This is a genomic window from Alteromonas sp. IB21, assembly GCF_016405965.1.
GTDB lineage: Bacteria > Pseudomonadota > Gammaproteobacteria > Enterobacterales > Alteromonadaceae > Alteromonas.
In genome coordinates, this window is the sequence record NZ_JAEFCD010000025.1 from 15,965 (window position 1) to 40,482 (window position 24,518).

A 24,518-nucleotide genomic window follows, 5' to 3' on the forward strand; every position below is an offset into this window, starting at 1 on the left:
CTGCATATTATGAAAAAGCACTTACAATGCGCAGCAGTTGTAATGATTATGGTACTGGTAACAGGCTGTGGCTTTCACTTAAGAAGTAGCCCTAGCCTGCCAGATGACGTCAACACAGTTGTCATTGAAAGTGCTAGAGCACACGCGCCGTTGGCGCGTGCTCTCAACAAACGGTTAAATGTTTATGGGTTGAGTCGTGTGGACGATTCCACGCCGTCAAATCAAAATATCAACATTTACCTGCTACCTGAGAAGTTAGATCGGCAACTTCTTTCTGTTTATCCTTCAGGGCAAGTTGCAGAATACGAGCTTATCTACGTTGTTCGCTACCGCGTTCAGTTTCCCGGCAAAGAAGCCGTTATGACCCAATTTGAGGTAGTGAGAGATTACCAGGACGATCCTGACCAAGTACTTGCGAAATCTCGAGAACTTGACTTAATGCTAAGTGAAATGCGTGATGAAGCAGCAGACATCATGATCAGACGTCTTTCGAGCCAAGCCACTGCTGCGCCTGCTTTGTCATCAAATCAGCCATAAGCATGCAAATCTATCCGAACCAATTTAGCCAAGATATCGCAAAAGCACTCCGTCCAGCGTATTTAGTGTTTGGTGATGAACCCCAGCAAAAGTTTGACGTTATCGAGCAAATTCGCGCTAAAGCGAAGGCCAACGGCTTTGAAGAGCGTACTGTGCTGGTTGCAGAAACCGGGTTTAATTGGAACCAACTTATTGAAGCGACACAAAGTATGTCGCTTTTTTCAAGCCAGCAGTTCATTGAATTAGAGTTGCCTACTGGGAAGCCAGGTACTGAGGGCAGTAAAATGCTGCAAGAGGTTGCCGCGTCGCTTAACTCGGATATCTTGTTGCTGGTACACGGCCCTAAAATTGGTAAAGACGTACAGCGTGGCAAATGGTTCAAAGTATTGGACGATATTGGTGCGTCAGTCTTGTGCTATCCCCTTGAGGGCAAACAGCTTAACGCGTGGCTAAACCAGCAGCTTAAGTCGCACAACCTCACAGTATCAGCGTCTGGCGCTAAAATGATTGCCGATTTTTGCGAAGGAAACATGCTGGCTGCCAAACAGGAAATTGACAAACTCGCCCTGCTCTATCCTCAACAGTCAATCACTGAAGAGCAGATCGAAAAAGCCATGGTAGACCAGTCACGCTTTAGCGTATTTCAGCTAGTTGACGTAATGCTAAGCGGTGATAGCACGCGCTGTATAAAGATGCTTTATCGGTTAGAAAGTGAAGGTCTAGAGCCCAACATAATTATCTGGGCGCTCATCAGAGAATGGGAACAGCTTTGGAAGTTAAAGTTAGCACAGCAAAGCGGTACACCTATTCAATGGCAGAAGTTCGGTATATGGCGTAACAGACAGGGTTTTTACCAAAGTGCTTTAAATCGGCTTAGCCTTGCTCAGCTAGAAGATATTCAAACAGCGCTCACGAAATCAGACCATGCGTTTAAGCAAAATGTGGTTGCTCGCCCATACGTTGAAATGTGTCATCTTTGCATGATGTTCATGGGGATGGACTTACGCAACATTCCGCTGCTTCAAGCATAAAGGCAGTATGTAGTGCGCGAGACAACACAACCCCGATTTACGTCCACTGTGAAAGCCATTCTTGGCGGAACATTTAATCCTCCACATAAAGGCCATATATTTGCTGCCTTAAAAGCTGCGGATGAAATTGGGATTACGCATGTACACCTGATGCCCTGTAAGCTTGCACCTCATAAGTCCGTTGGCGTGTCAGAGACTCACCGGGTTAAAATGATTGAACTGTGCGCTCAAACCAATGAAAGACTTATCCCAGAATTGATCGAACTGTCATTACCGTCGCCGTCTTACACGGTAAAAACGCTGCGCGCATTAAAGGAAAAAAGCGCTGACACAATCTGTTTTTTCATTGGCGCAGATTCGCTGTATAATCTAGATAAATGGTACGAGTGGGAACACCTGCTCGATTATTGTCACTTAGTGGTAATGCGTAGAGACGATGAAATATTCTCGCCTCCCCCCGCAGTACAAACGTGGTTAGATTGTCATATGACTCGCGACAAAAGTGTTATATACACAAAGCCCGCTGGTCACGTGTTATTAATCGACACACCACTTTATAGTGTTTCATCAACTGAAATTCGAGATGTGCTATCTGGTATAGCAAAGCCTGAAAAGGCCAACGTGTTAAATGATTCAAACGCTTCCTCTGTCAATGGATGGCTAGAAGAGGATGTACTTAAGTACATCAACGAACATCAGTTATATAAAAGTTAAGTAAGTGAGGAAAACTCTTGGAGAGTCAACAGCTCAAACAGTTTGTTAAAGACAAAATTGACGATATGAAAGGCCGTGATGTAGTTGAACTAGACGTTCGCGGCAAATCTAGCATTACCGACACCATGATCATTTGTTCTGGTAATTCGAAGCGCCATGTATCTTCTATTGCAGAAAATGTAATGGTAGAAGCAAAAAATGCAGGCCACGCCCCCGGAAGTGTGGAAGGTAAGGAAACCGGCGAATGGGTACTTGTCGACTTTGGCGATGTTATTTTGCACGTTATGCAAGACGAAACCCGTGATTTCTACCAGTTAGAAAAACTGTGGTCATAGCGGTTTAACCTGCCGCTTGTCACAAGTAGTAGCACGGTCGGTAAAGGCCATACTTAGTTGTGTATGGCCTTTATTGCGTAAGTGAAACAGTAAATCCTGAAGTAAGGTAAAGTTAAGTGCGTATACAAATTGTCGCAGTTGGCACAAAGATGCCGAACTGGGTTAATGCGGGTGTTGATGAATTCATACGCCGTTTTCCTAGTGATATGCCGGTTTCATTTACGGAAATCCCTGCGGGCAAACGGGGCAAAAACGCCGACATTAAACGCATCTTAGAAAAAGAAGGTGAGCTTATGCTTGCCGCCATTCCAAAAGGTAACCGCATTGTAACGTTAGAAGTTACAGGAAAACCCTGGGATACACCGACACTTGCTAAGCAACTCGATAACTGGAAAATGGACGGAAGGGACGTCAGTCTCCTCATCGGCGGGCCTGAGGGGCTTGCTCCAGAGTGTATTTCCGCGTCAGAACAAAAATGGTCGTTGTCGGCCCTAACCCTTCCACACCCTCTTGTTAGGATTATCCTAACAGAGAGCTTATATCGTGCTTGGTCGGTGACGCAAAACCACCCTTATCACCGTGAGTAAGGTGTTGTTCCGCTAATGCAAAGGAAGTCAATGCAACGAAAACGCCAGGCAATACGCGACCACTCTGCTGAAGCAAATTTATTCGCACGTCGCGCCACCATAGCATTTATTATCGTCGTAGCAATGTTAGGGATTGTGCTAAACAATCTATATTCTTTGCAAGTTACCCAGTTCGAAGATTATCAAACCCGCTCAAACGGCAATAGGATAAAAGTTCTTCCTATAGCGCCAAACCGAGGGCTAATTTACGATCGCAATGGTGTTCTTCTGGCTGAAAATCGCCCTGTTTTTAGCTTGGAAGTTATCCCTGAAGAAGTCGAAGATATCGACAAAACACTTGCCGATCTAACCGCTCTAATGGGAATAACAAGCGATGAATTAGAGCGTTTTCAGTCAACGCTAAAAGGTACTCGTCGATTCAAACCCGTGGCGTTGCGTACTCAGCTTACGGAAGAAGAAGTTGCGTTATTTTCGGCGAGTAAACACAAATTTCCAGGTGTACAAATTGAAGCCCGCTTGGCCCGTCACTACCCCTATAAAGAAACACTCACCCATGCACTAGGATACGTTGCGCGTATCAACAAGCGAGATTTACAAAAATTGGTTGAAGCTGGCCAAGAAGATAACTACGCGGCTACGCATGATATTGGTAAGTTGGGCATAGAAAAGTATCACGAAGAATTACTGCATGGAGAGGTGGGTTATCAGCAGGTAGAGGTGAATAATCAGGGGCGTATTATTCGCGTCTTGAGTGTAGAACCGCCAACACCTGGCAAAGATATCGTGCTGAATCTCGATTTAGAACTTCAGTTAGAAGCGCAGCGTATTATCGACGGCATGCGAGGCGCGGTCGTAGTGACTGACATCAAAACCGGTGGTGTACTCGCCCTTTATTCAAACCCCAGTTACGATCCAAACTTATTCGTCCACGGTATCAGCAGTAAAAACTATTCTGCCCTTTTAAACTCACCAGACCGCCCGCTTATTAATCGCGCCACCCAAGGACAATACCCTCCAGCATCAACGATAAAGCCACATCTAGGCTTTGTAGGCTTGGAAGAAGGTGTAATCACAAAAGATTACACCATTACTGACACAGGTCGCTATAAGCTACCTAACGTATCTCACGTGTGGCGTGACTGGCGCAGATGGGGGCACGGTAAAGTTGACGTATCGAAAGCGATAGAAGTGTCGTGTGATACCTATTACTATGAACTGGCCTACAAACTTGGTATCGATAAAATTAGTGAGGCCATGTATGAATTTGGATTCGGCGATTTCACCGGTATTGATTTGTACGAAGAGTCAGACGCTAACATGCCCAGTCGAGGATGGAAGCGAGCACGCTTTAACCAACCATGGTATATCGGTGATACCATTCCTGTTGGTATAGGGCAAAGCTACTGGACTACCACCCCTATTCAGCTAAACACGTCCGTCAACGCACTGATAAACGCCGGCGAACGGTATATCCCGCAAATAATAAGAGGATATATGAATTCCGATACGTCGGTTGACCTTATTCCCCTAAAATCGCTTCGTCCTATCGAGATTAAAAACCGCGACAATTTGGATGTAGTATTAAACGCAATGCGAGACGTAGTAAGTGGTGAAGAAGGCGGCGCTAGACATGCCTTTGCCGATACACCCTACGACTCAGCGGGAAAAACAGGGACGGCTCAGCTATTCACCGTGGGACAAAATGAAAAATACGACGCGAGTAAGATAGACGAGCGACTTAGAGACAATGCAATGTACGTTGGTTTCGCACCCTTTGATGACCCTGAAATATCTGTGACTGTGGTGTTAGAAAATGTAGGGGGCGGAAGTAAGAATGCGGCTCCGGTAGCCCGTCAAATCATGGACTTTTATTTTCGAGACCGTGTCTTCGACACAAATAATGAAGAAACCGTACAAAATGATTTAATGTTAGGGGTATCGCAGTGAAAAGAACGACTATAAACCCCAACAAAATTGGTTTACTGCAGCGAATTCATATTGATGGATGGCTGCTGGTTGGCTTGCTTGTTTTAAGTGGCGTTGGTCTATTTACACTGTATTCAGCATCTGGCCAAGACATGGAACAAATGGAACGACAGTTCATTCGCCTTGGTTTCAGCTTCATTGTTATGTTTGTGTTAGCCCAATTCCCCCTCGGCGTTTATCGATTTTTCTCTACCTATGCCTATGCCGGTGGCCTACTCATGCTTATCGCCGTTTTGCTGTTTGGCGACATGGGTAAAGGTGCACAACGATGGTTGGATTTAGGCTTTATACGGTTTCAACCTTCAGAATTAATGAAATTAGCCGTACCCATGATGGTAGCTTGGTACATTAGTAAGTTTACTCTACCGCCTCGCAGCACCCACATCATGTTGGGGTTTGCTCTTGTGGTTGTACCCACAATCCTTATTGCTAAGCAGCCAGACTTAGGTACATCACTGCTTATAGCTAGTTCAGGGGTATTCGCTATCTTTCTTGCAGGCATGAGTTGGCGGCTTATTTCCTTTGTCGGTGCCCTTGTTGGCGCGTTTGCGCCGGTCATGTGGTTCTTTCTAATGAAGGATTATCAGAAACAGCGGGTATTAACTTTTTTAAACCCCGAAAGCGATCCCCTTGGCTCAGGCTATCATATTATTCAATCGAAGATTGCCATCGGCTCGGGTGGCGTTGATGGTAAAGGTTGGCTACAGGGCACCCAATCTCAATTAGAGTTTTTGCCTGAGCGACACACCGACTTTATATTTTCTGTATTTAGTGAAGAATTCGGCCTTACAGGCGTAATGTGTTTAATGGCTATTTATCTCTTCATTATTTTGCGCGGCCTGATTATTTCAAGCAGAGCACAAGACGCCTATGCAAAATTACTAGGCGGCAGTATAACCCTGACTTTCTTTGTATACGTGTTTGTGAACATGGGCATGGTATCGGGGTTACTACCTGTTGTAGGTGTTCCCCTACCTTTGGTGAGTTTTGGTGGTACATCTATGGTGACTTTGATGGCCGGATTTGGCATTCTAATGGCAATAGCCACACAGAAACGATTAATGTCTAGATAAACTGTATGCTGCAACCTCTTATCTCAGTACTTGTAATGCTTATCGAAAAACCGGTAAACCGGAAGTACTTTAAGTATGGTGCAGCACTTCTAGTAGGGTTACTGCTAAGCGGGTGCCAGAGCGCGCCAACACAAAGTAGCCGCTATACACAGCATAAAGACTCTGCGCCAAAACACGTAGCCAAGACACCAGAAACATTGGATGCCGTGCCTAAGTATGAGGCGTATCGCATGTTTAACAGCAGGCCTTACAAAGTGCTAGGTAAACACTATACGCCGATGAACAGCGGTAAAGGTTATGAAGAAGTAGGCTATGCGAGTTGGTACGGTCAAAAATTCCACGGCCATTTAACCTCAAATGGCGAAACTTACAATATGTTCGCCATGAGCGCCGCTCATAAAACCCTGCCCCTTCCCTCCTACGTTCGCGTGACTAACTTGGAGAATAATAAGCAGGCAATTGTGCGCGTTAACGACCGCGGCCCGTTTCACGACAATCGAATTATTGATCTTTCGTATGCAGCAGCAGTCAAATTAGGCTATCACAGCAAAGGCACGGCCAAGGTCAAATTAGAGGTTATCCATTTTGACGAACACAACAATGTTACCGTAGGTAATGGCCCCACGGTGTCTTATGACGAATATCTTGGTATTGATGTAGCGCCGTCACCTGAAGTTGCAGTGAATGCAAGCGCTCCTGAAGCGGCGACAGAAAGCAGTAGTGAAGTCGGTAACGGTATCTACATACAGGTCGCAGCATTGTCTAACGCTGAAAAAGCAAAATCTATTTCTAATGTTTTATCTGCGCTATATCAAATTCCGGCTCACCTCCCTGTTGCCGATAACGTTTATAAACTTCAACTGGGCCCTATCCATGACGAGGCTGTGGTTGCAGAAGTGTTGCAACAGCTAAAACAGAATGGCTACCCGAACGCCTACGCTATCACCCAAATGCTATAAGCAAAACACGGGCTCTTTACCAACATGCGAACGTGAGAAGCGCAAGTCTAGTAGCACATTCCCTCTTCCATTTCTGCGGCAAACTTCAGGTTGTTCACTAAATCATCTACATTATGGCATTTTTGTGTCATTCAGCAGGCAATATCACGGTTTCTTCGTCTAACACCTACTAAGACGTAAACTTTTTTGATAAAACCTAGTCTTATAGGTAGCCTTTCGTTAGGATCTAACTTAGCCCTTTGATAAATCAGGGTTGGCATTAATGATTCGGTTACGAACTGGACAAAAGCTAAATTTGGGTAGCCATGTTTTGCGGTATTCGCTTCGCGGTCTCCGCAACAATAGGGTAAGCTTTAACTCACACGGATAAAACGGTCAAAGAAATTAGAACCATGCTCAGAATAATTCAACGCGCTAAACCGTCATTACTTTCATTTGCCTTTTTGGTGATGGGCACTTTACTACAAACAGCGAACGCTGCAGTAGTCACACCGCCTGCACCATCAGTTGCTGCTGGAGGTTTTTTACTTACCGACTATGAAACAGGCAATGTCATCGCGTCAAACAATGCGGACATGCAGCTTGCGCCGGCAAGCTTAACCAAAATTATGACTATTTATGTTATCGGTAAAGAACTTCAGGCGGGCAATATCAGTTTGGATGACGAAGTTACCATTTCTGAAAATGCATGGGCGAAAAAATTCCCCGACTCTTCAAAAATGTTTATCGAAGTAGGCACACAGGTTTCAGTAAGAGATTTACTGCGAGGCATTGTGGTGCAGTCGGGCAACGATGCATGCGTTGCTATGGCCGAACACGTTGCGGGGTCAGAGTCTGCATTTGCTAGTATGATGAATGCACATAGTGCATCTCTTGGCATGACAGGTTCACACTGGGTAAATGCACATGGATTACACGATCCAGACCATTACACTACTCCACGTGACATGGCTATTTTGTCTCGCGCGCTTATTGCAGAAACGCCGGAAATGTACAAAATTTACAGCGAAAAAGAATTTACGTATAACGGTATCAAGCAGTACAACCGCAACAGCCTGTTGTGGGATAAAAGCCTTAACGTGGACGGTATAAAGACAGGCCATACTTCAGATGCAGGTTACAGCCTGATTACTTCAGCAGAGCAAGGCGGTATGCGTCTTATTTCTGTAGTCATGGGCACTGACAGCGAACGTGCACGAAAAGTGGAAAACAAAAAGCTGCTTAAATACGGTTTCCGTTTTTATGAAACGCTTACTCCTTATCAGGCGGGGCATAGCTTTGTTGCACACCGCATTTACATGGGTGATAGAGAAACGGTAGACCTTGGAATTAATCAATCTACCCCCATTACTATTCCCCGTGGACAAGCTGCTAATTTAGAAGCTAACTTTGAGCTTGACGACAAACTTGAAGCGCCTCTGGCAAAAGGTCAGGTTGTTGGAAAACTCTACCTACAGCTAGACGGTGAAGATGTAGCTAGTTACCCACTAGTCACCCTTCAAGAAGTTAAAGAGGGGAGCTTCTTTAACCGCGCTAAAGATTACATTATGCTTCAGCTAGGATTTGACGACGAGTAAGTTCATACACTGAAAACGTTAAAAAGCTAGTTGTGAAGCGGCCAGATTTGTTACAATCTGGCCGTTTTTTTATATGATATTTTAAGTACCAAGGATATCGCATGGATACCCGTTTCGACGAATTACTAGATTTTCCAACTCACCAAACGTTTAAAGTAATGGGCGTTGCCCATGAGAAACTACCTGAACAAGTGGTAAGTTGTCTTCAGCAACATGCTCCTGGCGACTATTCACCTAATGTAAAACCAAGTAGTAAAGGTACTTATCACTCGGTTTCAGTTAGTGTGCGTGTGACGAGCAAGGAGCACATGGAAACTATTTACACGGAACTGGCTAAATTAGAGCTTGTTAGGGTTGTACTTTAAGTGAATGAGCAGTCGACGTTAGCTGACACCAATGGCGTTGTTATTCGTCAGCTAGGACGTCAGCCGTATGAGCCCATCTTTGAAGCGATGAAACGCTTTACAGATGAACGTGGAGAAGCCACGTTAGACGAGATTTGGCTGGTGGAACACGACGCCGTTTTCACTCAAGGACAGGCGGGAAAAGCTGAGCATATACTCATGCCTGGTGACATCCCGGTAGTACAGGTCGACCGTGGCGGTCAAGTTACCTACCACGGGCCAGGCCAGCAAGTCATCTATCTTTTACTCAATATTAAACGTAGAAAGCTAGGGGTTCGCCATTTGGTCACTGCTATGGAAGAGGCTGTGGTCGGACTACTTGCAAAGTATGGCGTAAAAGCCTATCCCAAGCCTGATGCACCGGGTGTTTACGTTGATGAAAGAAAAGTTTGTTCGCTAGGTTTAAGAATACGTAATGGCTGCTCGTTTCACGGCTTGGCATTAAATGTTAATATGGACCTATCACCGTTTCAGCGTATTAACCCCTGTGGTTATGCCGGTATGGAAATGATAGATACCGCACGACTCAATGGTCCAACTACGCTTGAAACTGCAGGTAATGAATTAACGCATTTATTACTAGAAGCACTTTCTATTGCGGAACCAACATACAAAGAAGGTTTTGATGAGTAACGCACGACCTCAAGCGGGGGTAAAACTCCGTGATGATGAAAAAGTAAAACACATTCCAGTCACTATTATCCCTTCTGAAAAAGAAGAGATGCTGCGTAAGCCTGAATGGATAAAAATCAAACTACCTCGTACTACCGAGAAAATTGATCACATAAAGCAAACGCTTCGCAAAAACAACCTTCACTCGGTTTGCGAGGAAGCAAGCTGCCCTAACCTTGCTGAGTGTTTTAACCACGGTACTGCCACCTTTATGATCTTAGGTGATATCTGTACCCGTCGTTGTCCGTTTTGTGATGTTGCGCACGGTAAGCCCCTGCCTCCAAGCGCTGAAGAGCCAGAAAAACTAGCAAAAACCATTGCAGAAATGAAGCTACGTTATGTGGTTATCACATCTGTTGACCGTGATGACTTACGCGACGGTGGTGCACAGCATTTTGTAGACTGTATCAATGCAATTCGTGAACACAGCCCAACCACGACTATCGAAGTATTAGTGCCTGACTTCCGTGGACGTATGGACCGAGCGTTGGAAATTTTCAAAAACGGTGTTCCAGACGTGTTTAACCACAACTTAGAAACCATCCCTCGCTTGTACCGAGAATGTCGTCCGGGTGCTAACTACCAATGGTCACTAGACTTGCTTAAAAAGTTCAAGGCGCAACATCCTAACGTAATGACCAAATCAGGTCTTATGATGGGCATGGGTGAAGAAAACGAAGAGATTCAAGGTGTACTTGATGATCTTCGCGCTCACGACGTTGATATGCTTACGCTCGGACAGTATTTGCAACCTAGTCGCCACCACTATCCGGTAAAACGCTATGTGCACCCTAAGGAGTTTGATGCCCTAGGTGACTATGCAAAAGAAATCGGGTTTAAACATGCAGCATGTGGTCCCATGGTTCGTTCAAGCTATCATGCCGACCAGCAAGCAGCAGGCAAAGAAGTTAAATAACGATAGGTTTTATCAAGGTCGCTAGTGTTTCTATAAAAAACGTGGCCTCTGAAAACAATCGATACTCTCTAAAGCGGTGATCATCACCGCTTTTTTTGTATTTAGTTCTTCTTAGAGATCACGAAATACTAGCTTTCATCAGTCGTTAGTGGGTTGTATATCCACTTACTCGACGAACTTTAAGTAAGTATAACGGGGTGACAACGCCGTGGGTATTGATAGAATGCCCCTCAAATTCGCTATCTCCTTTGAAATTTTTTTCAAACAGGTGTTAAAGGTCACGTAATGCGCAAACATATCTACATTGCCTATACCGGTGGAACAATTGGTATGAAGCCTTCCAAGCAAGGCTATGTGCCTGCTGCCGGCTTCTTGTCAGATACATTGAAAAAGATGCCAGAGTTTCATCGAACTGAGATGCCTCTTTTCACATTGCATGAGTACGACAACCTTATCGACTCATCAGATATGGACCCCTCTGATTGGCAACGCATTGCAGATGATATCGCCGCCAACTACGATAAGTATGACGGTTTTATCATTCTACATGGCACTGACACGATGGCTTACACCGCCTCAGCACTAAGTTTCATGCTGGAAAATTTGTCAAAGCCGGTTATTGTCACAGGCTCTCAAATTCCATTGGCTGAGCTTCGTTCTGATGGCCAAGTTAATTTACTTAACGCTCTTTATGTCGCCGCCAACTTTCCTATTGCTGAAGTGGGACTTTTCTTTAACAACAGGCTACTGCGCGGAAACCGCAGTCGAAAAGTCGATGCTGACGGCTTTAGTGCTTTTGATTCACCGAACTTCCCTCCGCTTTTAGAAGCAGGGATAAACATTCGTCTCAAGGCGGGTACGATGGCAAGCACGCCTGACAACGCCTTAACAGTATCAAATGTTAAAGCCCAGCCCATTGGGATGGTAAGCCTGTACCCGGGTATAGCACCTGAGGTGATAAAGAATACCCTTCAGCAACCGGTTAATGCGCTCATCCTTTTAAGCTACGGTGTAGGCAATGCGCCGCAAAACCCTGAACTTATCGCCCAGCTTAAATATGCTAAATCTCGGGAAATCCCTGTATTGAATTGCACGCAGTGTATGCGAGGTCGGGTTAACATGGGCGGTTATGCAACAGGGCATGGCCTTCAAGAAGTGGGAGTACTTTCTGGAAGTGATATGACCCCAGAGGCAGCGCTTGCCAAGCTTCATTATTTATTAAGTAAAGGCCTTCCCTTTGAAGAGATGTGTCGATTGCTTACTCAGAGCCTGCGCGGTGAGTTGAGCGACTAATCCCTGGATTATTCACGACACGCAATTCAGTCTTAAACGTTTTGATTTAAATAACGTTAATTTGAGAAAAGGTTATAACCGTGACAACTATATACTCAGGTGCGCTAAAAAAGATGCGCACCTCTGCCGATGAAAATAATACCGTAAACTACACACTGCCAATTGGCGATGAGCTGATAGATATAAACGCGCTTATCGGCAAAGAAATAACCGTGACCTATTCCGGCGAAATAAATTGTGTGCACTGTGACAGAAAAACCAAAAAAAGCTTTAACCAGGGTTATTGCTATCCTTGCCTTATTTCACTTGCCCAATGCGACAGTTGTATCATTAAGCCTGAAAAATGCCATTATCACGAGGGCACATGCAGAGAGCCTGAGTGGGGAGAAGCACATTGTTTTAGTGAGCACTTTGTTTACTTAGCAAACACTGGCACAGTAAAGGTGGGCATCACTCGTCAGGTTACTGATGGTGTTTCAACGCGCTGGATGGATCAAGGCGCAACCCAAGCCACTGTTATGCTGCGTGTGCCTGATAGGCTTACCAGTGGATTGGTTGAAACTTTGTGTAAAGACCATATCGCTGATAAAACGAATTGGCGTACCATGCTTAAAGGCAAACCTGATGAGGTTGACTTAGAGCAGGTAAAAACTGAACTAATGGAAAAAATCGAAAACGATTTAGACGCATTGAAACAGGAAAAAGGGCTTCAGGCCGTATCAGAAGTGAACAGTACTGTTCACGATATTCACTACCCTGTTGAAGACTACCCAGTCAAAATTAAATCACTTAATTTGGATAAGACACCAGCGTTTTCAGGCATCTTACAAGGCGTGAAAGGGCAGTATTGGATGCTAGACGAAGACCGCGTTATTAATATTCGAAAATTTGCCGGATACAACGTTCAAATAGCATTTTAAGATGCTCATATGTCATGGCCTGCTACTTTCTATCTAGTAGCAGGCTACGCAGAATAACGGCGAAACTATGATGAGTGATGCTATTGCCAAAACTCAAAGTAATCGCTTGAATTTCTTTGTGGCTTCGGTGCCGGTTCGAATGTAGGTGTACCAATGTACAAGAACCCGACTAATTCGTCTTCTTCGCTTAACCCTAATCCGTTTCTTACAGTATCACATTGTGCGTAGCTGCCGGTGCGCCACATACCGTTAAACCCTTGTGCGACTGCTGCCATTTGCATTGCCATAACGCCGCAGCTTGCTGACGCTATCTGTTCAACCCTTGGAACCTTTTCATGTTCAATATGTTTTGCGATGGCAACGATAACCATAGGAGCACGATGGGGAAGTTGAACAGCCCTCTCAATCTCTTTCTGCGTTTTATCGTTTTCAATGGCAGATTGCTCGTACAAAGCACCAAGCTTATCTAGCCCCTTTCCAGTACAAACAATAAATCGCCACGGTGTTAGACATGCATGATCAGGAGCACGCAAGGCTGCCTGCATAATATTTTCTAGCGCATCACCGCTAGGCGCCGGAGATTCTAAACGTGGCTGAGAGCTTCGATTCAGTAATAGTGTTAATGCGTCCATTTACGTCCCTACTTTTATGAATGACACGGTCGCGAACACAATAATCGTGTTGTCGCTAACCATTATCATGTTTAAAACTCGCTCAGAGTAACGTGAAGATCTTACGGTTCGCAAACAAAAAAGACCAGAATATTCCGGCTTTTTAGCAAAGCTTATCAAAGATAAATTACTGTTATTTTTCTACTATTTTTGATAGGAACACCATTTGCTCACGAAGTAATCGACGCTGACAAAGCGCCCTCCTCCATAAACTAGCAAGACCAAAAGCATAATAAAATAAGTAGCGGCGAACTCAGTGCCGTTATTTAAAATGACCAGGTTTCCACTCGAAGTCAGCCAATCGTAATAGCCATGTTCTTGTAGCAGCGATTTTGCTGCATTCAGCTTTTGTGGAGCTTCCATAACGCTTTGGTTATAGAAAATTGTACCATCAGCTAGCCAAGATGATGCATCAGCAATGGCTAGCCAACCGTTTTTTGCATGCACACTAAACATGGCTACGAGCATGGTTATTAGCAAAGGTATACTCACAAGGCGAGTAAGTGCCCCAAACAGAAGAAATATTCCGCCTACCAATTCGGCAGCAGTGGCCAAAAATGCCATTACTAAAGGTGCTGGTAAACCCAAACCATAATCTTCATTGCCAAACCAATCGACAATATTGTCAAAACTCGTTGTCTTGTTCCATCCTGCTTGAACCATGACTGGCGCCAAATATAAGCGCAACAAAAGTAAGGGTAAACCGTCGACTAAATACAGCCGCGCCGCACACTGATGATAAAGCTGAAACATGGTATTCTCTGGTTATTGTGATTACTAAAAAGAACGAGACTTCATGAAAAAAATTTCATCACCGAAAAATAGCTCGTCTCCATTTTCTAGGATCATGCGAAACGGACATCAGAAAACTGGCTATAAGGTAAGAAACGGCGAGTTGCTCATGTGCATGAGTGAAGATGATCATAAGCGAATAGCCAGATTGATCAGTAAATGGCTCGAAAACAGCGCTTAAGCGTAGTGACCTCACTTTCATTGACATGGTATATAATGCGTGTAGACGCGATTAGATTTTCCAAAATAATTTCTCGCTCACAAAAAATTACAATTAAGTTAGCGATCTTATACGTTTTAGGTAACATAATAGAACGCAGTACATTGAGTAAGCTAAGTCAAAATCGCCTTGCTCTTATCAGTTAATTAAAAAAGGTAGTGACAACATGGCAGCCAAAGGAAATTGGACCAAATCCTTGTTTATTGGCTTGTGGACGGTGCTTAACTTTACCCGCAAACTTTTCTTTAATTTAATTTTCATCGTAATTTTTGTTGGATTGATCATCGCGATATCGGGACAGGATGACGAAAAACTCTCCGTTAACAAAGACAGTGCGTTATTCCTTACCTTGAACGGTAAACTGGTTATCGAAAAAGAGAGTGTTGACCCGTTTGAGCAGTTCTTACAAGAATCACTGGGCAGTGAACCAGAAAATCCTGAAGTACTTGTTCGCGATGTGGTAAAGGTACTGGAAAACGCCAAGAAAGACCGTCGTATAAAAGCATTGGTGCTTGACCTTCAAGGTTTAACCGGGGGTGGTTTAGATAAACTTCGCACGGTTGCTAATGCTATCGACGCATTTAAAGAATCTGAAAAGCCTGTATACGCCATTGGTGATTACTTTTCACAAGATCAATACTACCTAGCCGCGCATGCCGATAACATCTACCTAAACCCAATGGGTGGCTTAATGTTCGAAGGTTACGGCCGCTATGGTATGTACTTTAAAGACATGCTTGAGAAGCTAAAAGTAACCACGCACATCTTCCGCGTGGGAACCTACAAGTCAGCCGTTGAACCTATCATGCGCAACGACATGTCAGAAGAAGCCAAAGAAGCTGAGAAAAAATGGCTAGATGGATACTGGGCACAATACAAATCTGATGTAGCAGCCGCTCGCGGCATCGACGAATCTAACTTCGATGAAACGCTTGAAGGTTTGCTGTCTAAGTTTGAAGCCGCAGGTGGTGATTTCGCTCAGTATGCGCTTCAGAATAATTGGGTAGACGCACTTAAAACTCGCGAAGAAGTGCGCCTTGAGCTTGTTGAACTGGTGGGTGAAGATGACAACGAGCTTGGCGTTAATTTAACGTCATTTAATAGCTATCTAAAAGTCGTTAATCCACCTATGCCTGTGATTGAGTCTGATATGGATAAAGTGGCTATTGTTGTAGCAAAAGGCACTATCTTATACGGCAATCAAAAAGCGGGAACCATTGGTGGTGACAGTACAGCTCGACTTTTGAGAAAGGCGCGTTTAGATGACAAGGTAAAAGCAGTAGTGCTACAGATAGATTCACCAGGAGGCAGTGCCTTTGCGTCTGAGGTAATCCGTCAGGAAGTATTGCAGCTTCAGCAAGCAGGTAAGCCTGTTATCGCATCAATGAGCACCTATGCGGCTTCAGGCGGTTACTGGATAGCGGCGAGTACGGATAAGATTATTGCTAGTCCAAGCACTATCACCGGCTCTATTGGTGTGTTCGGTATGTTTATGACCTATGAAAACTCATTGGATTATTTAGGCATTCACAGTGACGGTGTAGGCTCAACCGAACTTGCTGGGTTTTCTGCTGTTCGTCCGCTAGCCCCTGAGTTCGGTCAAATTCTTCAGCGCAATGTAGAAAACACCTACGGCAATTTCTTGTCGCTGGTTTCTCAAGCAAGAGAAATGTCGATAGAGCAAGTAGATAGCGTTGCACAGGGTCGCGTGTGGATTGGTGCGGATGCTATTGAACTGGGTCTAGTTGATCAACTTGGTACGATTGATGACGCCGTTGTTGCAGCAGCAGAGATGGCTGAACTTGAAAAATACGATACTTTCTATGTTAAGCGCACGTTGACTGCCCAGGAAATTTTCTGGAAAGAATTTTTTGGGAAAGCAATGACAGTGGTTGGAAAGTGGCAGTTCGCCCACGCTGACTCTGCGCTTGTAAATGAGTTTAAGCGTGTGCTAAGAGAAATAAACATAGTAAATAAGCTTAATGATCCTAAAGGTACGTATGTTCTGTGTTTGCCCTGTGATGTTAAATAGCAGTTGGCAAGATCAAGATAAAGTCTCAGAGATAGTAATATCGCTACACATGATTTAACCCAAGAACAGCGTCGTGTAGTTACCGACGCTGTTTTTCGTTACTATAAGCAAGCAGAAAAATACTTTTCGCGAACCTTCTCATACCCTTCCGTTACCTTTCGACGTTCTGGAAGAAATGCGGGGACCGCTTTCTTGCAGCAGAATCGTCTCAATTTTCACCCTATTTTGTACAAAGAAAACACAAACGCGTTTTTAGATGATGTGGTGCCACATGAGGTTAGCCATCTTTTGGTTTGGGCGCTTTTTGGAAGAGTGCAGCCTCATGGAAAGGAATGGCAGTCAATTATGATTGATGTGTTTGGCCGCAAACCTGACGCTACACACCAATTCGACGTAAAACGCGTCACTCGCTCGTTTCTATACCAATGTAACTGCGATTCCCATGCGTTAAGTACCCGTAGGCACAACAACATCTCAAAAGGTGCACAATATAAATGTAAAAAGTGTAATGCCGTTCTGCGTATGGCTTAGACTAAATCCGATAAATTGAAATCACTCGTACATGTTATTCAGCAACAATGGGCGTCTTTAGTTAAACCAGTGCTTAGTAAACACATTATCGAGGTCGTTAAATGCAGTTTTAAGAAGCTGTGCTAACTCTTTATATTTGGGTTTTGACTTAGCATTGGCAATGTTCGCACCTTGTGAGCGCATTTTAGAATGAATTTCTTGATACCAGCTTTTTAGCTGCGGCGGTAAGTACTGGTCAGAGCGATGCCCTAACCACAATAAACCTTGCATTGGCAAGCTTAAAAAAAATGCACCTATCGCGAGAGTTTGAGGCAAATAATCGGGACCCAAGTTTTGAAATAACAGTGCGCAGGAAACCAGTGCCACGGGAGGCATAGTTTTTATTGCAAATTTTGTAGCAGAAACAACGCGGCACTCAGGGAAAAATGCATAAAGTTCTTTTCTCACAGGCCATGTCTTCATGTACTGCTGACCGTTTTTCAACATCGTCATTACTGATTGAGACATGGTCCACCTCTCTTTAACCCGTTTACTTTTAAAATTTAGGAGCGCTGCTCATATTTTATAGTACGTATCTAGCTGAGTGCCCGTTCAACGGCGCTCATGCTTTTTTCACAGTGTACGCAAATAGTATGAGTCACGCGTAGTTAAATTGTAATAATCATTTCGACTAAAACAAGCTGAAATCGTTTAATGTTCAAAAATAGTCGTAGCAAGGTGTTTTCAGTGCACTTTGTGATTTTCAGACCTGACAAACTCTCTGTGCAAAAGCCACTTTTCACTATTTGGGCTAGTTCAATTGGTTTATCCGCACAATTAAAATAGATTTAACTAAAGTGGCATTTCTATTTCAATACGATTAGAGCTAGTGTTTACATATACATCGGCGGGTAAAGCATAGAAGTAAATGATGTAAGCTATCGCTATCTTTAAGTGACATTTTCTTCGCTTGGAGGCATCATATGCGTCTAAGCCTGAGTGATATCGAACCCGAGAGCCCATCGTTTTATAGGAACGATTTAGGGCCTGTACACCATTTCTATGTCACTGGCAGATAACCATTATAAAAGTAACTAGGTGTTGTGCTTGATTTAAAAATTTTCGCCCCTACCTAGCCTTCTAAGAGAAATTATATAAGTAGCCCATACGGGTGAATTATTTGGAGAGGAAAATGGCAGAAAGCAGACACGTCCGTCTACTTATTTTAGGTTCTGGACCTGCAGGATACTCAGCGGCGGTTTATGCTGCACGTGCGAATCTCAAACCTGTATTACTAACTGGTATTCAACAAGGCGGACAGCTTACTACCACGACAGAAGTAGAGAACTGGCCAGGTGACCCTGAAGGTCTCACTGGTCCTGATTTAATGGTTCGTATGCAAAAGCATGCAGAAAAATTTGATACTGAAATCATTTTCGACCATATCAATAAAACAGACCTTACCAAGCGTCCTTTCACTCTATATGGCGACAGCGGAACATACACCTGCGACGCGTTAATCATCGCAACGGGTGCATCTGCAAAATATTTAGGCCTTGAATCTGAGCAAGCATTCATGGGTAAAGGTGTTTCTGCCTGTGCAACCTGTGATGGTTTCTTCTATCGCAACCAGAAAGTAGCGGTTATCGGTGGTGGTAATACAGCAGTTGAAGAAGCGCTTTACCTTTCAAATATTGCGTCAGAAGTGCATGTTGTTCACAGAAGAGACAGCTTCAGAAGTGAAAAAATTCTTGAGCAGCGCCTTCGTGATAAAGCGGAAAACGGTAACGTTGTATTACACCTTAATCGCACGTTAGACGAAGTGCTTGGTGACGAAATGGGTGTGACTAAAATTCGCATTAAGGATACCAACGGTGAAGCAACAGAGGAGCTTGACGTAATGGGCCTATTCGTCGCCATTGGTCACAAGCCGAACACGGATATTTTCGACGGCCAGCTTGAGATGAAAGACGGCTATATCGTTGTAAATAGCGGCACCAACGGCAATGCCACGCAAACCAGTGTTGAAGGTGTTTTTGCCGCTGGCGATGTAAGCGACCACATCTATCGTCAGGCTATCACTTCTGCGGGTACAGGCTGTATGGCAGCCCTCGACGCTGAAAAGTACTTAGACGGTACTATGCCTGAACAAGGTTGATAACAGACCTGTCAGCCCTACTTTTCGGTAGGGCTTTTTATTTATGATAGCGTTGCATTATATTGAAGAAGGCGCCCCCTTCCCTGCTGTAGATACTGCACTAGAAGACCCAAATGGTCTGCTAGCTTTTGGTGGCGACCTCAGTCCGGCGCGTTTATATTCTGCTTACTCTCAGGGCATATTTCCTTGGTTTAGCGATGAAGAGCCGTTATTGTGGTGGTCACCTGATCCAAGAGCGATAATAGAGCTCGACGATTTTGTTGCATCAAAGAGCCTCAAAAAGCTCGCTCGTAAACAAAAGTATAAAGTTACCCTCAACTATGCGTTTGACCGAGTGATAAAGGCATGTTCAAGCACGCCCCGGAAAAATCCAACTTCAGGCAGTGTTTGCATTGATACGTGGATAACTGACGACATGATAGCCGCCTATCGACAGTTAAATGGTATTGGGCTGGCTCACTCTGTAGAAGTGTGGAACGGGGATGAATTAGTCGGTGGTCTATATGGCGTCGGTATTGGCAACGTATACTGTGGCGAATCTATGTTTCATCTTGAAAGCAACACCTCTAAGCTTGCGATGCTAGCGTTAGTTGAACACATGAAGTCTCAGAACATGGCATTCATTGATTGCCAGCTACCTACTGTTCACCTAGCTTCACTGGGTGCAAAGGTTGTTTCAAGGCCAGAATTTATTGAAAAATTAGAAAATAACAACCAAACTTTAACGAACGAAGGGCGTCTTCTAGAAGACTATCTAGATCGATGGAAACCAAGAGTGATTACACCGTGAAGTTTGGTATTACCCAGTCTTTTTCATGCAGCTATTTGCCCGACGAACAAGAGCAACTGCTTGTTTACGCAGAGGATAGTGAGCTTCATAGTCTGCGCTACTCACAACTTATTCAGGCGGGCTTTCGGCGCAGCGGCGAACAAATATACCGTCCGCACTGCCCGAATTGTAATGCGTGTAAATCTATCCGAATTCCCGTAGACAATTTCACTGCATCTCGGAGTCAAAAACGGATACTTAAAGTAAACGGAGGTTTTAAGGTTCAGTTTTCAGATAATATCAAGGAAACCTACTTTCCACTCTACGAGCGTTACATCAATGAACGTCACTCTGACGGCAGCATGTATCCCGCCTCTCAGACACAGTTTGACAATTTTGTACAATCTGACTGGATGAAGACGCATTACCTTGAGGCCTATGATGGCGATAAGCTAATTGCTGTGGCTGTGACTGATATAGTAGATGCAAACGTTCCAATGAGCTCCCTATCAGCCCTTTATACGTTTTTCGACCCAGACTATGCTTCAGCATCATTAGGCACCTGGATGATCTTAATGCAAATTATGCAGGCGAAGCAGTTAGGCTATCGTTATCTCTACTTAGGCTATTACGTAGAGGGCTGTAATAAGATGTCGTACAAACAAAAGTTTTTGCCATTCGAGCAATTTAGTGACAATCAATGGCATCTATTTAGTAAAAATAGTAAAATACCCACTTAATTGCTTTACAGAGAACCCAAGATTGGGTAAGGTCTGCGCGGCAAAAATTTTGAATTACTGAGGTAACTGCTTTACATGGCAAAAGAAGATTGTATTGAAATGGAAGGTACTGTGTTAGACACACTACCTAACACTATGTTCCGCGTTGAACTGGAAAACGGTCACGTAGTGACTGCGCACATCTCTGGTAAAATGCGTAAGAACTATATCCGTATTCTTACTGGCGATAAGGTCACCGTTGAGATGACTCCGTATGATTTGACTAAAGGTCGTATCATTTATCGCGCAAGATAATGAGCCATTTAAGCGGTAACGCATTAAAAAAGCCCGATTAATATCGGGCTTTTTCATTTTACTGCCTCAGGCGCCACTTTATAAGTCTGGCTAGCTAGGCTCAGCCTCTGCAGACGTGGCGTCAACGCCCGTGTATTGAAAAGTAAGCTTGTCATCTACATAGTCAACCTTGACATTTCCGCCTTTAGACAACTCACCAAACAACAGTTCGTTGGCCAATTCCTTCTTAAGCTCGTCTTTGATAAGGCGTGCCATTGGTCTTGCACCCATTGCCTTGTCATAACCTTTCTCAGCCATATAAGCACGAGCTGAGCTGGTGACTTCTAGCGAAACGCCTTTAACATCAAGCTGTGCCTGTAGCTCGATAATGAATTTATCAACCACTTGCAAGATGATCTCAGGATCAAGGTGATTGAACCAAATAATGCCGTCTAGACGGTTTCTAAATTCAGGTGTAAAGATTTTATTTATCTCAGACATCGCATCATGACTATGGTCTTGTTGCTTAAACCCAATAGACTTACGCACCGTTTCTTGAACACCTGCGTTTGTCGTCATTACCAACACCACATTTCTGAAATCGACCTTTCTGCCATTGTTATCCGTCAAGGTGCCATGATCCATAACCTGCAGAAGAATATTGTAGATATCGCTATGCGCTTTCTCAATTTCATCTAACAGAACCACCGAGTAAGGATTTTTAATCACAGCATCAGTTAATAACCCACCTTGATCGAAGCCAACATAACCAGGGGGGGCCCCAATTAACCGGCTGACGGCATGACGCTCCATGTATTCAGACATATCGAAGCGCACCAGCTCTACGCCCATTATTTTAGCGAGTTGCTGTGTAACCTCAGTTTTACCTACCCCCGTTGGGCCTGCAAACAAAAAGCTACCTATTGGCTTAGTTTCTGCACCAAGTCCAGAACGAGACAACAAAATCGCATCGTTGAGCGTCTCTATGGCCTTGTCTTGGCCAAATACAACCATCTTGAGGTTTCGCCCTAGGTTCTTAAGGACTTCTTTGTCAGAAGCCGATACAGACTTCTCAGGAATACGCGCCATCTTCGCAATTATCTGCTCAATGTCACCCACACCAATCGTTTTCTTACGCTTCGAAGGTGCTAACAAACGCTGACTTGCGCCTGCTTCGTCCATCACGTCGATCGCCTTGTCAGGCAAGTGACGCTCATTAATGTATTTCGCCGATAACTCTGCTGCTGCTTGAATCGCTTTTTGGGTGAAACGCACATTGTGGTGCTCTTCGTACCGACTTTTCAGGCCCAACAAAATTTTTGTGGTATCGCTCACACTTGGCTCGGTTACGTCCACTTTTTGGAAACGACGAGCTAAAGCGCGATCTTTCTCGAATATGCCTTGATACTCTTGGTACGTCGTAGAACCGATGCAGCGAAGCTCACCGCTTGACAACTTAGGCTTGAGAAGGTTCGACGCATCCATAACGCCACCAGACGCAGCACCCGCACCAATAATGGTGTGAATCTCATCGATGAACAAGATGGCGTGCTCATCTTTACCCAGCTCTTTTAGAATCGCTTTCAAACGCTTTTCAAAATCGCCACGATATTTCGTGCCGGCAAGCAGGCCGCCTAAATCAAGAGAATAAACCGTGCTTTCAGCAATAACTTCAGGTACGTCATCGTTCACAATGCGGTAAGCTAAACCTTCAGCAATGGCAGTCTTACCTACACCCGCTTCACCGACTAACAATGGATTGTTTTTGCGACGACGACACAGAATCTGGATCGTGCGCTCAACTTCAGCGTCACGGCCAATGAGCGGGTCAATTTTACCTTCTTTCGCCTGGCGATTAAGATCTGTAGCGTATTTACTTAACGCTGATCCACTCTCTTCGCCAACTTCACCCTCTTCTGAAGCTTCAGGATTAACAGACGTATCATCCTCTGCTTTACTCACTCCATGACTGATAAAATTCACGACGTCTAATCGTGTTACGTCAGACTTTTTAAGGATATAAACAGCTTGCGATTCTTGCTCACTAAAGATTGCAACGAGTACATTTGCGCCCGTTACTTCGTCTTTGCCCGATGACTGTACATGGAAAACCGCTCTTTGCAGCACACGTTGGAAACCCAATGTGGGCTGCGTCTCACGTTCATTCAGTTGGTCGTCAAGAATGAGAGGCGTGGTATCTTTAACAAACGATAGCAATTCGCTCTTAATCGCCTCAATATCGGCACCACATGCTTTAAGCGCGTCGCGAGCAGCTGAGTTATCAAGCAATGCCAACAACAAGTGCTCCACTGTCATAAATTCATGACGGTGCTCTCTGGCAAATACAAACGCATCATTTAACGTTTGTTCTAATTCTTTATTTAACATATTGCTCGCCCTCTAAAAAAACCTTATGCCTGCTCCATCGTGCACATCAACGGGTGCTGATGTTTGCGTGCGTACTGATTAACCTGCATCACTTTTGTCTCTGCTATTTCAGCAGTAAAAATGCCACACACGGCTTTTCCTTGATAATGAACGGTCAGCATAAGTTGGTTGGCTTTCTCAGCGTCCATATTGAAAAACTGCATGAGTACCTCAATGACAAAATCCATCGGTGTATAGTCGTCATTGTTCAACAACACTTTATACATGGGAGGCGGCTGCGGCTTCTGTCGCTGCGCGTCTTTTTGTTTTTCCTTTTCGATACTAATAGCGTTGTCTTTACTCATAACTTAATAATAGTGGTTAACTGGCATATATGTGTACAAACTTTCGAATAAATTTATTCACTTTTGCCCTTGACATAATATGGTTAAAAAATCTACATTTTGTAAAGTGAATTTAAGTACTGAACAGTATTACTGTATTCAATACTCTATTCACTGCGTCTCCGGATCTATAATGGGGGCATATACTCGTGAGTTCAAGGATTAAGAGGAAGTCGAAGTATGGCGGTTGGCAAAGTTAAATGGTTTAACAACGCAAAGGGTTTTGGATTTATTGTACCTGAGGATGGCGGCGAGGATATTTTCGCGCATTACTCCACAATTCAAATGGAAGGCTATCGTTCACTCAAAGCAGGTCAGGAAGTGACTTATGAGGTACAGCAAGGGCCCAAGGGGCTTCACGCTGAAAATATAGGCTTCAAAGAAGAACCAGAGCGCTAATAAAAGAATTCATTAAGCCTGAATTAAAAAGTCAGGCTTTTTCTTTTTATTGATTCTTGCTTTTTAAAAACACGCTGTTGCGTGTGGGATTTGGCGTCTTAAATTCTGCTAGTAGCAAACAAATGCTTAAATATTCTTAAGCAAAAAAGCGCTAACCGTATGTGTTGGGTGAACGCTCA

Annotated in this window: 27 protein-coding genes; 22 read left to right on the plus strand and 5 right to left on the minus strand. The window is 44.2% G+C overall.

The window, feature by feature from the left end:
• Window positions 1-9 precede the first annotated feature (9 nt).
• The 14 genes from JC525_RS15510 (at window position 10) to JC525_RS15575 (ending at window position 13,004) form a co-directional block, all read left to right on the plus strand.
• Window positions 10-537: an LPS-assembly lipoprotein LptE gene (locus tag JC525_RS15510; protein WP_198816636.1), complete on the plus strand. Its 528-nt coding sequence runs from the start codon at window positions 10-12 to the stop codon at window positions 535-537.
• Window positions 538-539: 2 nt separating this feature from the next.
• The gene (gene holA / locus JC525_RS15515) at window positions 540-1,568 is read left to right on the plus strand and encodes a DNA polymerase III subunit delta (protein ID WP_198816637.1); all 1,029 of its coding nucleotides are present in this window, start codon (window positions 540-542) and stop codon (window positions 1,566-1,568) included.
• 12 nt (window positions 1,569-1,580) lie between these two features.
• Window positions 1,581-2,282 carry a nicotinate (nicotinamide) nucleotide adenylyltransferase gene (gene nadD, locus JC525_RS15520; RefSeq protein WP_332874122.1) on the plus strand — a complete coding sequence of 234 codons (702 nt, stop codon included), beginning with the start codon at window positions 1,581-1,583 and terminating at the stop codon, window positions 2,280-2,282.
• Window positions 2,283-2,299: 17 nt separating this feature from the next.
• The gene (gene rsfS / locus JC525_RS15525) at window positions 2,300-2,617 is read left to right on the plus strand and encodes a ribosome silencing factor (protein WP_198816638.1); all 318 of its coding nucleotides are present in this window, start codon (window positions 2,300-2,302) and stop codon (window positions 2,615-2,617) included.
• 116 nt (window positions 2,618-2,733) lie between these two features.
• Complete coding sequence (rlmH, locus tag JC525_RS15530) at window positions 2,734-3,204, plus strand: 23S rRNA (pseudouridine(1915)-N(3))-methyltransferase RlmH (protein ID WP_198816639.1); 471 nt, start codon at window positions 2,734-2,736, stop codon at window positions 3,202-3,204.
• Window positions 3,205-3,234: 30 nt separating this feature from the next.
• Entirely contained in the window at window positions 3,235-5,151 is a 1,917-nt protein-coding gene (gene mrdA / locus JC525_RS15535) for a penicillin-binding protein 2 (protein WP_198816640.1), read from the plus strand.
• Entirely contained in the window at window positions 5,148-6,263 is a 1,116-nt protein-coding gene (gene rodA, locus JC525_RS15540) for a rod shape-determining protein RodA (protein WP_198816641.1), read from the plus strand. The genes mrdA and rodA overlap by 4 nt, the downstream gene beginning before the upstream one ends.
• 5 nt (window positions 6,264-6,268) lie before the next feature.
• Entirely contained in the window at window positions 6,269-7,222 is a 954-nt protein-coding gene (locus JC525_RS15545) for a septal ring lytic transglycosylase RlpA family protein (protein ID WP_198816642.1), read from the plus strand.
• Window positions 7,223-7,614: 392 nt separating this feature from the next.
• On the plus strand, window positions 7,615-8,799 hold the full coding sequence (locus JC525_RS15550) for a D-alanyl-D-alanine carboxypeptidase family protein (RefSeq protein ID WP_198816643.1): 1,185 nt from the start codon (window positions 7,615-7,617) through the stop codon (window positions 8,797-8,799).
• A 101-nt stretch (window positions 8,800-8,900) separates the two neighbouring features.
• Window positions 8,901-9,164 (plus strand): DUF493 family protein YbeD, encoded by a 264-nt coding sequence (gene ybeD, locus JC525_RS15555; protein WP_198816644.1) that lies wholly within the window; start codon window positions 8,901-8,903, stop codon window positions 9,162-9,164.
• The gene (gene lipB, locus JC525_RS15560) at window positions 9,165-9,836 is read left to right on the plus strand and encodes a lipoyl(octanoyl) transferase LipB (RefSeq protein WP_198816645.1); all 672 of its coding nucleotides are present in this window, start codon (window positions 9,165-9,167) and stop codon (window positions 9,834-9,836) included. It abuts the gene before it with no gap.
• Window positions 9,829-10,791, plus strand: a complete 963-nt coding sequence (gene lipA / locus JC525_RS15565; protein ID WP_105931160.1) for a lipoyl synthase — start codon at window positions 9,829-9,831, stop codon at window positions 10,789-10,791. The genes lipB and lipA overlap by 8 nt, the downstream gene beginning before the upstream one ends.
• Window positions 10,792-11,076: 285 nt before the next feature.
• Complete coding sequence (gene ansA / locus JC525_RS15570; RefSeq protein ID WP_198816646.1) at window positions 11,077-12,084, plus strand: asparaginase; 1,008 nt, start codon at window positions 11,077-11,079, stop codon at window positions 12,082-12,084.
• A gap of 80 nt (window positions 12,085-12,164) precedes the next feature.
• Window positions 12,165-13,004 (plus strand): DUF2797 domain-containing protein, encoded by an 840-nt coding sequence (locus tag JC525_RS15575; protein WP_198816647.1) that lies wholly within the window; start codon window positions 12,165-12,167, stop codon window positions 13,002-13,004.
• An 80-nt stretch (window positions 13,005-13,084) separates the two neighbouring features.
• Here the strand turns inward: JC525_RS15575 and JC525_RS15580 are convergent, their stop codons facing one another.
• Window positions 13,085-13,636 (minus strand): NAD(P)H nitroreductase, encoded by a 552-nt coding sequence (locus JC525_RS15580; protein ID WP_198816648.1) that lies wholly within the window; start codon window positions 13,634-13,636, stop codon window positions 13,085-13,087.
• Window positions 13,637-13,819: 183 nt separating this feature from the next.
• Window positions 13,820-14,428: an HvfX family Cu-binding RiPP maturation protein gene (locus JC525_RS15585; protein ID WP_198816649.1), complete on the minus strand. Its 609-nt coding sequence runs from the start codon at window positions 14,426-14,428 to the stop codon at window positions 13,820-13,822.
• A 43-nt stretch (window positions 14,429-14,471) separates the two neighbouring features.
• On the opposite strand from JC525_RS15585, the gene JC525_RS15590 reads away from it, so the two are divergent.
• The 3 genes from JC525_RS15590 (at window position 14,472) to JC525_RS15600 (ending at window position 17,250) form a co-directional block, all read left to right on the plus strand.
• On the plus strand, window positions 14,472-14,648 hold the full coding sequence (locus JC525_RS15590; RefSeq protein WP_198816650.1) for a hypothetical protein: 177 nt from the start codon (window positions 14,472-14,474) through the stop codon (window positions 14,646-14,648).
• A gap of 205 nt (window positions 14,649-14,853) precedes the next feature.
• Window positions 14,854-16,719 carry a signal peptide peptidase SppA gene (sppA, locus tag JC525_RS15595; protein WP_198816651.1) on the plus strand — a complete coding sequence of 622 codons (1,866 nt, stop codon included), beginning with the start codon at window positions 14,854-14,856 and terminating at the stop codon, window positions 16,717-16,719.
• 39 nt (window positions 16,720-16,758) lie between these two features.
• Window positions 16,759-17,250: a SprT family zinc-dependent metalloprotease gene (locus JC525_RS15600; RefSeq protein ID WP_198816681.1), complete on the plus strand. Its 492-nt coding sequence runs from the start codon at window positions 16,759-16,761 to the stop codon at window positions 17,248-17,250.
• A 57-nt stretch (window positions 17,251-17,307) separates the two neighbouring features.
• Here the strand turns inward: JC525_RS15600 and yfbV are convergent, their stop codons facing one another.
• Window positions 17,308-17,757: a terminus macrodomain insulation protein YfbV gene (yfbV, locus tag JC525_RS15605; RefSeq protein ID WP_198816652.1), complete on the minus strand. Its 450-nt coding sequence runs from the start codon at window positions 17,755-17,757 to the stop codon at window positions 17,308-17,310.
• A gap of 664 nt (window positions 17,758-18,421) precedes the next feature.
• On the opposite strand from yfbV, the gene trxB reads away from it, so the two are divergent.
• From trxB to infA, 4 genes are all read left to right on the plus strand, one after another.
• A complete protein-coding gene (trxB, locus tag JC525_RS15610; protein WP_198816653.1) occupies window positions 18,422-19,387 on the plus strand; it encodes a thioredoxin-disulfide reductase in 966 nt (321 codons plus the stop codon).
• 43 nt (window positions 19,388-19,430) lie between these two features.
• Complete coding sequence (aat, locus tag JC525_RS15615) at window positions 19,431-20,177, plus strand: leucyl/phenylalanyl-tRNA--protein transferase (protein WP_198816654.1); 747 nt, start codon at window positions 19,431-19,433, stop codon at window positions 20,175-20,177.
• The gene (locus JC525_RS15620) at window positions 20,174-20,896 is read left to right on the plus strand and encodes an arginyltransferase (protein ID WP_332874124.1); all 723 of its coding nucleotides are present in this window, start codon (window positions 20,174-20,176) and stop codon (window positions 20,894-20,896) included. The genes aat and JC525_RS15620 overlap by 4 nt, the downstream gene beginning before the upstream one ends.
• A 75-nt stretch (window positions 20,897-20,971) precedes the next feature.
• Window positions 20,972-21,190 (plus strand): translation initiation factor IF-1, encoded by a 219-nt coding sequence (infA, locus tag JC525_RS15625; RefSeq protein ID WP_008844395.1) that lies wholly within the window; start codon window positions 20,972-20,974, stop codon window positions 21,188-21,190.
• Window positions 21,191-21,280: 90 nt separating this feature from the next.
• On the opposite strand, the gene clpA is transcribed toward infA, so the two are convergent.
• On the minus strand, window positions 21,281-23,557 hold the full coding sequence (gene clpA / locus JC525_RS15630; protein WP_198816656.1) for an ATP-dependent Clp protease ATP-binding subunit ClpA: 2,277 nt from the start codon (window positions 23,555-23,557) through the stop codon (window positions 21,281-21,283).
• Window positions 23,558-23,580: 23 nt separating this feature from the next.
• Window positions 23,581-23,901 (minus strand): ATP-dependent Clp protease adapter ClpS, encoded by a 321-nt coding sequence (gene clpS / locus JC525_RS15635; RefSeq protein WP_014949331.1) that lies wholly within the window; start codon window positions 23,899-23,901, stop codon window positions 23,581-23,583.
• Between the two features lie 219 nt (window positions 23,902-24,120).
• On the opposite strand from clpS, the gene cspD reads away from it, so the two are divergent.
• Window positions 24,121-24,339 (plus strand): cold shock domain-containing protein CspD, encoded by a 219-nt coding sequence (cspD, locus tag JC525_RS15640; protein WP_105931148.1) that lies wholly within the window; start codon window positions 24,121-24,123, stop codon window positions 24,337-24,339.
• Window positions 24,340-24,518 lie beyond the last annotated feature (179 nt).

Excerpts from the sequence above, each read along its gene's own strand:
- JC525_RS15545 (WP_198816642.1), top strand. The coding sequence starts at position 6,269 with ATGCTGCAACCTCTTATCTCAGTACTTGTAATGCTTATCGAAAAACCG.
- mrdA (WP_198816640.1), top strand. The coding sequence starts at position 3,235 with ATGCAACGAAAACGCCAGGCAATACGCGACCACTCTGCTGAAGCAAAT.
- JC525_RS15585 (WP_198816649.1), bottom strand. The coding sequence starts at position 14,428 with ATGTTTCAGCTTTATCATCAGTGTGCGGCGCGGCTGTATTTAGTCGAC.
- clpS (WP_014949331.1), bottom strand. The coding sequence starts at position 23,901 with ATGAGTAAAGACAACGCTATTAGTATCGAAAAGGAAAAACAAAAAGAC.
- infA (WP_008844395.1), top strand. The coding sequence starts at position 20,972 with ATGGCAAAAGAAGATTGTATTGAAATGGAAGGTACTGTGTTAGACACA.
- trxB (WP_198816653.1), top strand. The coding sequence starts at position 18,422 with ATGGCAGAAAGCAGACACGTCCGTCTACTTATTTTAGGTTCTGGACCT.
- cspD (WP_105931148.1), top strand. The coding sequence starts at position 24,121 with ATGGCGGTTGGCAAAGTTAAATGGTTTAACAACGCAAAGGGTTTTGGA.
- holA (WP_198816637.1), top strand. The coding sequence starts at position 540 with ATGCAAATCTATCCGAACCAATTTAGCCAAGATATCGCAAAAGCACTC.
- aat (WP_198816654.1), top strand. The coding sequence starts at position 19,431 with ATGATAGCGTTGCATTATATTGAAGAAGGCGCCCCCTTCCCTGCTGTA.
- ybeD (WP_198816644.1), top strand. The coding sequence starts at position 8,901 with ATGGATACCCGTTTCGACGAATTACTAGATTTTCCAACTCACCAAACG.
- yfbV (WP_198816652.1), bottom strand. The coding sequence starts at position 17,757 with ATGTCTCAATCAGTAATGACGATGTTGAAAAACGGTCAGCAGTACATG.
- clpA (WP_198816656.1), bottom strand. The coding sequence starts at position 23,557 with ATGTTAAATAAAGAATTAGAACAAACGTTAAATGATGCGTTTGTATTT.
- JC525_RS15510 (WP_198816636.1), top strand. The coding sequence starts at position 10 with ATGAAAAAGCACTTACAATGCGCAGCAGTTGTAATGATTATGGTACTG.
- JC525_RS15550 (WP_198816643.1), top strand. The coding sequence starts at position 7,615 with ATGCTCAGAATAATTCAACGCGCTAAACCGTCATTACTTTCATTTGCC.
- JC525_RS15580 (WP_198816648.1), bottom strand. The coding sequence starts at position 13,636 with ATGGACGCATTAACACTATTACTGAATCGAAGCTCTCAGCCACGTTTA.
- lipA (WP_105931160.1), top strand. The coding sequence starts at position 9,829 with ATGAGTAACGCACGACCTCAAGCGGGGGTAAAACTCCGTGATGATGAA.
- sppA (WP_198816651.1), top strand. The coding sequence starts at position 14,854 with ATGGCAGCCAAAGGAAATTGGACCAAATCCTTGTTTATTGGCTTGTGG.
- JC525_RS15590 (WP_198816650.1), top strand. The coding sequence starts at position 14,472 with ATGAAAAAAATTTCATCACCGAAAAATAGCTCGTCTCCATTTTCTAGG.
- ansA (WP_198816646.1), top strand. The coding sequence starts at position 11,077 with ATGCGCAAACATATCTACATTGCCTATACCGGTGGAACAATTGGTATG.